Raw genomic sequence first — 11,011 nt, forward strand, 5'->3', positions numbered from 1 at the left:
CAGTCCCCCACAAGCTGGAGCATCTCCATGACCGATCGCCTGACCATGCAGGATCCGCGCACGCAATATCCGCAGCCGCCGTTCCCGCGCCAGCCACAGCCCGTCCCCGGTCTCGCCGCCGAGATGGATCCCAAGCCCGATCACGGTGAGACGAGCTATGTCGGCGCAGGTAAGCTCAAGGGACGCAAGGCGCTGATTACCGGCGGTGACAGCGGCGTCGGTCGCGCCGCCGCGATCGCCTACGCGCGCGAGGGCGCGGACGTGGCGATCTCCTATCTCGCCACTGAACAGTCGGATGCCGATGAGGTCGTCAAGCTCATCGAGGCCGAGGGGCGAACGGCGGTCGCGCTGCCCGGCGACATCACCGACGAGGCATGGTGCCGCGAGCTGGTCAGCCAGGCCAAGGCGGCGCTGGGCGGGCTCGACATCCTCGTCATCAACGCAGGTCGCCAGCAGAACCGGGAGGACATCTCGAAGGTAACGTCGGACGACTTCGACAAGACGATGAAGACCAACCTGTACGCCATGCACTGGATCACGCAGGCAGCGGTGCCTCACCTGCCAGCGGGCGCGAGCGTCATCACCACCGCCTCGATCCAGGCGTACGAGCCGTCGGCGATCCTGCTCGACTATGCCACGACCAAGGCTGGCATCGTCGCCTACACCAAGGCGCTGGCCAAGCAGCTGCTGGAAAAGGGCATCCGCGCCAACGTGGTCGCACCGGGTCCGTTCTGGACCGCGCTGCAGGCGTCCGGTGGCCAACCTCCCGAGGCGGTGGAGAAGTTCGGTTCGGAGAGCCAGTACGGTCGTCCCGGCCAGCCGGTCGAGCTGTCGGCGGTATACGTGCTGCTCGCCAGTCAAGAGGCCAGCTTCATCAACGGCGAAGTGTACGGCGTCACCGGCGGCGCCGGCGTAGCCTAGGACCTCTGCGGCAGCACCCTTGGTGCTGCCGCCACAACGCTGAGAGATCCACGGTGCACGCCGCGTGCTGCTAGTACACCACGCACGACATCAGCGAAATCGCGACGACGAGCTCAGGATGCCGGAACAGATCGGCATGCCGATACTTGATGGGGATCACTGATAAACATCAATAGGTAAGTGCGTGGCTCAGCTTTATTTCCTGCACGCGCTTGGCGCGAGCGCGCGCGAATGGGATGAGGTAATCTCCGAGCTGAGCGAAGTCGGGGACTGCGTCGCGCTCGACCTCCCCGGCTTTGGCGACAGCGCGGACGCCGATCTCGACGTGGCGGGACTGGTCGACTGGTTCGCGCAGCAGGTGTCGGCCCGGCAACCGCAGAGCTGGGCGGTGATCGGCCACAGCATGGGCGGCAAGATCGCGACCCTCGCCGCCGCCCGCGCTCGCGACGGAGACCCGGATTTCGCAGGACTGGCCGCGGTGGTGCTGCTCGCCGCCTCGCCGCCGGCGCCTGAGCCGATGGCGGAGGAACGTCGCGCCGAGATGGTCGGCTGGTTCGACGACGGCCACGTCAGCGCCGACGAGGCCGCGACCTTCGTCGACGCCAACGCTGCGATACCGCTGCCCGAGTCGCTGCGCGCCCAAGCAATCGCGGACGTCCAGCGGTCCGGTCGCCGGGCCTGGACCGGCTGGTTGGAGCGCGGCAGCCGCGAGGATTGGCAGACGGGGGCGGGAACGCTGTCGGTCCCGGCGCTGATTGTCGCCGGCGGCGAGGACGGCGATCTGGACGAAGCGGCCCAGCGGCGGCTCAACCTGCCTCATTACCGCGATGCGCGGGTCGAGGTGGTCGCTGGGGCTGCGCATCTGTTGCCCTACGAGCAACCGGCGACGGTCGCGGCCCTGATCCGGGAGCATGTCGTACCCGCCTTCGGTCGCACGCTGCCCGCGCCGTTCGTGGCGCTGCTCGCCTCCGAGCGCGTCAGTCGCCGAACCCGCGCCGTGATGACCGAGCGCCATGCCGCGCCGCCGCCGGGCAAGCTGCTGTCGCCGCAGCAGCGGGCGGTGCTCGCCGCCTTGGTCGAGACGGTGCTGCCGGGCGCCGCCGATCCGGTCGACCTCGCCGCCCGGATCGATGCGATGCTGACCAGCGAAATCGGCGACGGCTGGCGCAGCGCCGAACTGCCCGCCGACGCCGAGGGCTGGACGTCGGGCCTGGACACCCTAGACCGCCTCGCCGGCGGCTTTGCCGACGCCGTGCCGGCGGATCGCGAGCTAAGCCTGCGGTCGATCGCTGACGGAACCCTCGACAAGACTGATGGTGGCCTCGATCCCCGCCAAATGCGACTGTGGTTCGCCGAGGCGCGCGCGGAGATCGCGCGTCAATGGATGGCGCTGCCCGCGACCATGGCACGGATCGGCTATGACGGTTTCGCCGTCGGCGGCGACGGACCGCACAAGCAGGGATATCAGCGGACCGCGGCGGACACGATCGAAGACTGGCAGCGGCTCGAGGCTCGCGCGTGAGCGCCGCAGCGGACATAGCCGACGTCGTCATCGTCGGCAGCGGCGCGGGCGGTGCCCCGCTCGCGGCGCGGCTGGCGGCGGCCGGCCTGTCGGTCGTCGTGCTTGAGGCGGGGCGAGCGTTCCGGCCCGACGATCATGTCGCCGACGAACTCGCCGCCGATATCTACTGGATGGAGGAGCGGCTGAGCGGCGGCGCCGACGCCACCGCCTTCGGTGCCAATAACTCGGGCATGGGCGTCGGCGGTTCGACGTTGCACTGGGGCGCCTTCTGCCCGCGGCCAGACGCGCGCGACCTGCGGCTGCACAGCGAGAGCGGGCAGGGTGAGGACTGGCCGATCGCGCACGACGAGCTGATCGCCTATGTCAAAGCCGTCGAGCGCTTCATCGGCGTGTCTGGCCCGAAGCATTATCCGTGGGACGACGCGCGGCGCTACGAACTGCCGCCGGTCGCGCGCAACGCACCCGCCGAAGCGATGGCGCGGGGCTGCGCGGCGCTCGGCATCACGGCCACCGACGCCCCCGCCGCGCTGGTATCACGCGATCGGGCGCAGCCGCACTGGGGCGAGCGCCAGGCCTGCATCAATTGCGGCACCTGCCACCAGGGTTGCCGGACGGGTGCCAAGGCGACCACCGACACGAGCTGGCTGCCGCTCGCCGTGGCGCACGGTGCCGAGGTGCGGGCAGAGTGCCGCGTGGTGGATATCGAACGCGACGGCAGCGGCCGGGTGACGGGCGTCGTCTACGTCCGTCACGGCGAGCGCCGGCGTCAGGCGTGCCGTGCGCTGTTCCTGTGCGCGGGCGGGGTCGAGACGCCGCGGCTGCTGCTCAACCTCGATCTCGCCAACTCGAGCGGTCAGGTCGGGCGCAACTTCATGGCGCATGTCGCGACGCAGGTGTGGGGCCGGTTTGACGCCGACATGCGGATGAACCGGGGCTACCCGTCGTCACTGATCACCGAGGATCTGATGCGGGCCACCGGCGCCGATCACGCCGGCGGCTATCTGATCCAGAGCTTGGGCGTGATGCCGGTGACGCTCGCCACCAATCTGGCGCGCGGTGCCGGACTGTGGGGGCGGGCGCTGGTCGATCTCCTCGCCGATTACAACCGGCTGGGTGGGATCGGCATCAACGGCGAATGCCTGCCGTCCGATGACAACCGACTGACGCTGGCGGACGAGACCGACCCCTACGGGCTGCGCAAGGCGCGAATCGATTTCAGCTACGGGCCAAACGAGCGCGCGATCGACGCCCATGCCCGGCGGACGATGACCGCAATCTGGGAGCGGGCGGGCGCGCGCGACATCTTCGCGGTCGACCGCTCGGCGCACACAATTGGTACGTGCCGGATGGGTCATGACGGCGACCGCGCCGTCGTCGATGCCGACGGGCGCAGCTTCGACATCGATAATTTGTTCATCTGCGACAATTCGGTGTTCCCGAGCGCGCTCGCCGCCAATCCGGCGCTGACGATCATGGCGCTGTCGTTGCGCACCGCCGACCGTTTCCTCGCGACGCGGGGCTGAAGGAGAGAGACATGAATCTGGGGATCAAGGGCCGCATCGCGCTGATCAGCGGGGCGGACTCGGGCATGGGCAAGGAGACCGCGCGGCTGCTGCTGGAGGCGGGCGTGCGGGTCGCGATCACCGACAAGCCCGACGGCACCTTGGACGAGGCGGTCGACGAACTGTCGTCGCTCGGCGAGATCGTCGCGGTGACCGGCGATGTCACCAAGCGCGACGAGGTCGAGGCGATCTGGCGGCAGGTCCGCGACAGGCTGGGCGAACCCGACATCTACGTCAACGCCGCCGGCGTCACCGGCGCGACCGGTGACTTCCTCGAGGTCGACGACGCCGGCTGGCTCGAGACGCTCGACATCAATCTGGTGGGCGCGGTGCGCATGTGCCGTGAGGCGATACCGGCGATGCGCGAGAAGGGCTGGGGCCGGATCGTGCTGTTCGCGTCCGAGGATGCGGTGCAGCCCTATGTTGACGAGCTGGCGTATTGCGCGTCCAAGGCCGGCATCCTCAGCCTCGCGAAGGGACTGTCCAAGGCCTATGGCGGCGACAACGTGCTGGTCAACACGGTGTCGCCGGCCTTCATAGCGACTCCGATGACCGACGCGATGATGCGCAAGCGCGCCGAGGAGAAGGGCACCTCCTTCGACGAGGCGATCGCGAGCTTCCTCGAGGAGGAACGGCCCGGCATGGTGTTGAAGCGGCGTGGGAAACCGGAGGAGGTCGCGGCGGCCGTCGCCTTCCTGGCCTCCGAGCGAGCGAGCTTCATCAACGGCGCCGGCATTCGTGTCGACTCCGGCTCGGTGTTCACGATCGCCGGCTGAAGGGGTGGAACCGTTGACCAGCCAGCGCGCTACGCTGTCGCACCTGCATCAATGATCGGAGTAACCCGGTGGCCGCCACGGACGAAGCCCAGCCGCAGTACAAGATCGACTATCGCGAGATACAGCCGTTCGGCACGCTCAAGGAGCTGCCGCTCGGCCTATCGGACAACGCACGCAAGCAGAGCGTGTCGATCCTAAACCAGGTACTCGCCGACACGATGATGCTGCGCGACCTGTACAAGAAGCATCACTGGCAGATGTCGGGCGCGACCTTCTACCAGCTGCACCTGCTGCTCGACACGCACTACGAGAAGCAGGCCGAGCTGGTCGATATGGTGGCGGAGCGGATCCAGGCGCTCGGCGGCATCAGCATCGCGACGCCGCACGACGTCGCCGAGATGACCCGGATCCAACGCCCTCCGAAGGGTCGCGAGGACGTGCCGACGATGCTCTCGCGGCTGCTCGAGGCGCATCGCGTCGTGCTGGAGCAGGCGCATGAGGGTGCGAAGGCGGCCGATGAGTCGGGCGACGACGGCACCAATGACCTGCTGGTGAGCGACATCATCCGCTCGAACGAGCCACAGGTATGGTTCATCGGCGAGCACCTCGCCGCGACCGCGCTGCAGCGCGCCGACTGACCCGACCCGAGGGCGTTGTCAGAGCAACTGCGCCTGGCCCGATATCGGCGTGTTTCTACCCGTTCGCTTGCTCGATGGCAGGCGAACGAACGGGGTCTGTAAACCAACTCGAGAGAGTTCGCGGCACCGACAGCCTTAGGATAGTAGCTGGATGACCCAGCGATGCGCAAGCCGTCGGGCGCTCGGAAAGCCGGTGCGGTTGGTCTGACAGAGCCTGTAGAGACGAGTTCGCACTAGACTGACAGCACCTCGCTGAGACGTCAGCGCAGCAGCCATGCCAGCGCGACAGCCTCGCCCGACTGAGACTGAATTTTTCGCCTAGCCAATACGCACTGCGAGAAGGAAGGCAGAGCGGTCCGATCGGCTGTCGACGCCGGACATCTATGCCCTCGCATTGCCGCCGCCTCTCATCGCGAGCTGCAACAATGGCGTACCGTTCTGGTATGCCTAAACAGCGCTTGGCCGAGCACCCGCATTGAGCTCGATCAGAGAGGCTTCGCCTCCGCGTTCCGCCCCCTTGTCGACGAACTTCGCAGTTACATCGCGCGAGAGGAGAGCCAAATTCTTAACAAGCTTCAGCCCGCCGCCTGATTGCGTTAAGGGCCTGATCTTCCCGGTACAGAAGCCGACGGATACCTCTCCGGCTCACTCACCTTTTGGAATTGGTTGACCAGCTTCAACTGGGAACGTGAACGAACGGCGATAGTTGGAGCGGCGGTCGCAACGGATTGAATGAACGCTTCTGCGTCTCACCCGATCGCCGAAGTTTTCTTCTCCTCAGAACCGTTTGCGAAGCGACACGGTGACGGTCCTGCCCAGTGGGTCGATGAGGTCGGTCTGGTACCGGCTCGGAGTAGCCCCGCTGCCGTTCCGTACCTCCTGTCGGGAGTCGAGCAGGTTCGCGCCTTCCAGCCGCAGTTGCAGGTGTTTTGCCCAGTCTCGACCGGCGAGGAAGCTGGAGACCGGCACATAGGCGGAGAGGGCGACCTGCACGATAGGGCGAAAGCGCAGGTCGTTGAGCCGATCCTCGCCGCGGATGAGGCGTTCGCCGCCGTAGTAGAGGCCGAGCGTACCGCCGTAGCCGCGCTTGTTGACGCCGGCATAGGCGTAACCCGAGACGCGTGGCGTGTAGCTCCCGATCGTGTCGCCGTTCAGCAGGTCCAGGAAGAAGGCACCCTCGCGGAGCCGCAACCGGTCTTCGAAGGCGTAGGTCGGGACCAGCCCGAGATAATAGCTTGGCCGATCGTCGCCGGGCGCAGTCGCGCCGTCGCTCGACAACGACGGAGGCCTGCCGATTCGACCGGTCGAGGTCAGCGTCAGCTGCAGCTTGCGTTGACGCTCGAGATCGAAGTTGATCGGGCGGTAGGTCACCGAGCGCAGGCGTCCACCGGCATCGCGGACGAACAAGCCCGGTACCAGCGCTTCGGCACGCGGCGTGAGCGTTACCAGGATGCCGGTCTGATCGCGGATCAGCGTCGCCTCGTACGACGCTGCCACGCGCAGCTCGCTGTTCTGCCATGGCTTCCAGGTCAGGGACAGCGATCGCACCTGGCGGCGGTCGGCCAGGAGGGCAGGGTTGCCGCTCCGCGACAGCGTCACGACCTCTGTGCGTCCGCTGGCGAGGTCGAACAGCGGCACGTTCTCGAGCGTGCGCGGAGGGGCGGACAGCTGGACCAGGTCGGGTGCCGCTCTGCTGCGGCGCAGCGAGCCGATCAGCTGCAGTCCTCGCAAGGGCGTCCAGGCGAGCCCGAACGTGCTGTCAAACAGGGTACCGAAGCCCTCGACCTGGCGGACGTTCACCGACGCGTTCGCCGACACGTCACCGATCGGCGCCAACACATTGTTGGCGCGGGAGGCGAGCGGCAGGTTGAGTGCCAGACCCGCCTCGGCCTGGTCTCGTCCCAGCCGCAGGTCGAAGGTGTCGACGCCGCGCAGGGCGGAGGCGGCGGACAATCGCGTGCCCTCCAACGTGGCGGTGACAGTCGCGCGGCCAGCGGGCAGGCGGAAGGGATCGTCGCTGGCGACGAGCTTGGCGGCGAGCGTGCGGGTACGCTGCCACGTTCGATCGGTCAGCCGGCGCGCAAGCAGGCCGGAGCTCAGTGGCGCGAACGGATCGGCTCCCCCGGCCAGCGCGGCCTGCGCACCCGACAGGTCGATCGACCGATCGGTGACGCCGCTCTGCACGGTCTGGTTCAGCGTGACGGTCGCGTCCCACTGCCAGCCCGCGAGGGCGCCGCGCAGAGTCGCGCCGACGGCGAGGGTGGTGCGCCCGTCGAGCACACGGAGCGGGGCCGCCTCCGTGAGGAAGCGGTTCAGCACTACCGGCCCGGCAAAGGGCGTGTAGCGGCTGGTCGGCGGTACGATCAGTGAGGCGGAGGTCGGTCCGGCCAGCGAGCGATCGCGGCTGTGTTCAAGCGACAGCGACAGCGATCCGCCTAACGTCGTGCCGACACGAGCACCCAGCACCGCCTCGCCCTTGATCGTGTCGTTGGCGGGCGCGAGCGTGAGGGTGCGTCCGTAATCGAAGAGGCGCGGGCGATTGGCGGCCGCGGCATAGCCCGCGAGCGCGCCGCGCTCTCCGGCTTCGGCCGGGACCGGCGCGATCATGACGGCGCCCCCCGCCAGCGTCGACAGGGCCGGGTCGATCTCGCCCCCGTCGGTCCCGGTCACGTTCCCCAGCGCGTCGAACGGAACGTCGGGATCGGGCTGAAGCCTGCGATCGGACCAGTAGAGCGGATCGGAGCGGGTGTAGTCCAGGTTGGCGGTGAGCCGCGCGTCGTCGCGCAGGCGGGTGTAGCCCGTGCGAGCGTTGATCGCACTGCGCCCCGTCGGCAGCGTCGACCCGAGCGCCGTGCGCGCTTCCACCTGCGTGAAGCGACGCTTGGTGATATAGTTCACCACGCGTCTCGACGGGGGAAAGCCGTACCGCAGGGCCGCCGGCTCAGGCAGGATCTCGATCTTCTCGATCGCCTCGGGCGGGAGCGACTGGATCTCCTGATAGCCCGAGACGCGTTGCGCGTTGAGCAGGAGGATCGGCGCTGATCCGTCGGCGGAGCGGGTCTGGCCCTGGATGGCGCGGTTCACCTCATCCACGCTCTGCGCGCCGAGCGCGGCGATGGCGTCTGCGTCCAGCTCGGCGAGTGGTGCGATGTCGGTGACTGCCGAGCCGCGGCGACCCACGACCACGATGTCCGGTGCAGCGTCGATGTTCGCGGCGGGCCTCTCCGAGGGTACCTCCTGGGCGGAGGCATGGGTCGCGTAAGGCCCGACCCAGCTCGCCGCCAGCAGGGATGCCGTCCGGTACCGCCTCACATAACGTCCTTCGTCGATGATACGTTCGCTGTGGCTTGGCTCGGCGTTGATGTCATGCCGGCCAGCCGGCGCCGCATGAAGCGCAGCATCGGTACCTCGATCCAGATGCGGAACGCCTGCGACACGCCGATGGTGATCGCCAGCAGAAGGGTGAAGATGGCGAAGCGCCGGGCGGATGATCCAGGCACGACGGATAAGACGTAGGAGAAGACGATCGGGTGCAGCAGATAGATCGCGTAGGAAGCGGCGCCCAGCGCGAGCGCGGAGCGGCTCCGCAGCGCCAACCCCGCGCGCTCGAGCTGCACCAGCCCCAGCACGACCGCGGCGGCAGGCAGGCCGAGCGCCGCCACCCGGATCTGGTCGGCAGCGCCGCCGTCCTGCCCGTGCAGTCCGGGTTCCAATATGTATAGTAGCGCGGCCGCTACGAACACCAGCGCCACCGCCGCGTCAGGCGGAAATGGCGTAGGTCGCCGGTCGACCCACAGGAAGATCGCCAGTCCAAAGGCGAACTCGATCAGCAATGGCCAGTCACGTGAGGTAACGCCGATCAGCCGCCCACCGTAAGCCAGCACGAGCAATGCCGCGATCGCGAGGAACGGTGCGCGCCGCGATCCAGCGCGCAGCGCGCCGGCGTAGAGCAGATAGAAGACCAGCTCATAGACCAGCGTCCAGCCGACAAAGAGGAGGGGTGGGCGGCCGTCCGGGCCGTGCAGGAAGAAAAGCGATCGGCCGATCCAGCCGAGCGCGGCATCGGTAGGCATGGCGATGAGCACGATCACGCCGAACAGGCAGGTCGCGATCCAGTAATTCGGCAGGACCCTGATCGCACGGTGCATCAGAAAGCCATGGTGCCCCGCCCTGGTGCTCCACGCGATGATGAAGCCGCTGAGTACGAAGAACAGGTCGACGCCGAAGCTGCCGTAAGGCCAGGGCACCGATGCGGCCGGAATCCGCGCCAAGTGGAAGGTGGCGACGCTGATCGCCGCAAAGCCCCGCAGCGCCTGCAGATTGTAGAAGAGGTCGGGAGGCGTGGAAGCATCGCGCTTCGCTGCAGGAGTAGGTGAAGCCGGCATCCGTGAGACGTCTTCACCTCGCCGCATCACGTCGTTTGGCCCGCTGAGTGATCCTGTTCCGCCGCGCGGTGCAAGCGACGCAGAACGGTGATGGCGAAGCCGTCGATCACCAAGGTGAGGGCGGGCAGTAAGACGCAGGTCCAGTCGAGCAGGATCAGACTAGCCGATATAGCCAGCGTGACGGTTGTCGCCGCGCCGAACCGCTGGGCAGCAGCCGTTCGCGTCCAGTTCCGCTCCGCCGCGAACCATGCGACCAGCACGTCGCTGGCGATGCGCAGCAAAACCATCAGCGTGAGCGCCGGCATCGCGGCGGCGTTGCCGGCGTTCAGCCAAGGCACGAGCATCTCGACCCCCGCGAACGAGCCCATAGCATCGGCGTAGTAGGGGTCGAGGTAAGGGTAGCCGGCGAGCACGCCGGCCAGCAGCAGCGCCGCCGCGGGCAGGATCAACCCCAGGACCAAGGTGTAGCTGGCGAGGACAAGCCGCCCTTCCACGTGGGCCGGCAGTTCGCGGCACGCCGTCGTCAGACAACCGATGGCGAAGGATAGGCCTTGGCCATCCGCCATCGCCTCTTCGAGTTCGGCTTCCATCGCCAGCTTCCAGCCATGGCGATGCGCACCCAGGCTCGCGGTCGCCACCGTCATCACCATACGCGCCAGGGCGGCGGTCATGCCGGCAGCGCCGAACTACGGGAGAGCGGGAGATCCTTCTTCGACCCGCGCGCCAGCGCCAGCCCGTGAGCGGTCAGCCGGTAGGCGTGACGCGGCGGCCGTCCCATCACGGTCGGCTCGCGCCATTCCGCCTCGACCAGGCCCTGGTCGGTCATCCGTAGCAAGAGCGGGTATAGCGAGCCTGATTTCAGCCCCGTGACCTTCATCAGCTCATAGCCGTGCGTCCAGTCCGGCGCTTGCTCGAACAACGCCACAAGGAGCGCGATCATCTGCGGAGACGGGCGTCGGGACCGAGCCATGGAAGGACAATACATATGTAGAGTTAGGCTGCAAGCACACTGCCGGCCAATTATGTGGCATGGCCACTCACCCGAGGCTTGCCGAGGCTTGATCGGCGTGATGAAAAAGCGTCCGTGTGTGGACGCCCCACCGGATACAAGGGGGTGTTCGGGAGATTTGATCGCGCGGGTTCAGGTGCTTCCGTGTGTCCGGCCTGTGATGCAGCCATCATCACGGCTGCTGGCCTGTATGGAGAT

Annotated in this window: 9 protein-coding genes; 5 read left to right on the top strand and 4 right to left on the bottom strand. The window is 67.7% G+C overall.

Features of this window, described 5'->3' with window-relative positions:
- Positions 1-27 precede the first annotated feature (27 nt).
- The 5 genes from KZ813_RS13775 to KZ813_RS13795 all read left to right on the top strand — a co-directional run bounded on the left by KZ813_RS13775 (position 28) and on the right by KZ813_RS13795 (position 5,419).
- Positions 28-921 carry an SDR family oxidoreductase gene (locus tag KZ813_RS13775; protein WP_219755550.1) on the top strand — a complete coding sequence of 298 codons (894 nt, stop codon included), beginning with the start codon at positions 28-30 and terminating at the stop codon, positions 919-921.
- 184 nt (positions 922-1,105) lie between these two features.
- Positions 1,106-2,443 carry an alpha/beta hydrolase gene (locus KZ813_RS20410; protein WP_219755551.1) on the top strand — a complete coding sequence of 446 codons (1,338 nt, stop codon included), beginning with the start codon at positions 1,106-1,108 and terminating at the stop codon, positions 2,441-2,443.
- Positions 2,440-3,966: a GMC family oxidoreductase gene (locus KZ813_RS13785; protein WP_219755552.1), complete on the top strand. Its 1,527-nt coding sequence runs from the start codon at positions 2,440-2,442 to the stop codon at positions 3,964-3,966. Before KZ813_RS20410 ends, KZ813_RS13785 begins: the two co-directional genes overlap by 4 nt.
- An 11-nt stretch (positions 3,967-3,977) precedes the next feature.
- The gene (locus KZ813_RS13790; RefSeq protein ID WP_219755553.1) at positions 3,978-4,781 is read left to right on the top strand and encodes an SDR family NAD(P)-dependent oxidoreductase; all 804 of its coding nucleotides are present in this window, start codon (positions 3,978-3,980) and stop codon (positions 4,779-4,781) included.
- Between the two features lie 68 nt (positions 4,782-4,849).
- Positions 4,850-5,419, top strand: coding sequence for a Dps family protein (locus KZ813_RS13795; protein WP_219755554.1), 570 nt, complete (start codon positions 4,850-4,852; stop codon positions 5,417-5,419).
- A gap of 777 nt (positions 5,420-6,196) precedes the next feature.
- On the opposite strand, the gene KZ813_RS13800 is transcribed toward KZ813_RS13795, so the two are convergent.
- Genes KZ813_RS13800 through KZ813_RS13815 form a run of 4 tightly spaced genes read right to left on the bottom strand, consistent with a single transcriptional unit; the run spans position 6,197 to position 10,744 of the window.
- Positions 6,197-8,731 (bottom strand): TonB-dependent receptor, encoded by a 2,535-nt coding sequence (locus KZ813_RS13800; protein WP_219755555.1) that lies wholly within the window; start codon positions 8,729-8,731, stop codon positions 6,197-6,199.
- Complete coding sequence (locus KZ813_RS13805; RefSeq protein ID WP_219755556.1) at positions 8,728-9,804, bottom strand: acyltransferase family protein; 1,077 nt, start codon at positions 9,802-9,804, stop codon at positions 8,728-8,730. The genes KZ813_RS13800 and KZ813_RS13805 overlap by 4 nt, the downstream gene beginning before the upstream one ends.
- A 26-nt stretch (positions 9,805-9,830) precedes the next feature.
- Entirely contained in the window at positions 9,831-10,475 is a 645-nt protein-coding gene (locus KZ813_RS13810; protein WP_219755557.1) for a hypothetical protein, read from the bottom strand.
- Positions 10,472-10,744 carry a PadR family transcriptional regulator gene (locus KZ813_RS13815; protein ID WP_219755558.1) on the bottom strand — a complete coding sequence of 91 codons (273 nt, stop codon included), beginning with the start codon at positions 10,742-10,744 and terminating at the stop codon, positions 10,472-10,474. The genes KZ813_RS13810 and KZ813_RS13815 overlap by 4 nt, the downstream gene beginning before the upstream one ends.
- Positions 10,745-11,011: the final 267 nt, after the last annotated feature.

It is taken from the genome of Sphingomonas folli, from assembly GCF_019429525.1.
GTDB classification, from domain to species: Bacteria; Pseudomonadota; Alphaproteobacteria; order Sphingomonadales; family Sphingomonadaceae; genus Sphingomonas; species Sphingomonas folii.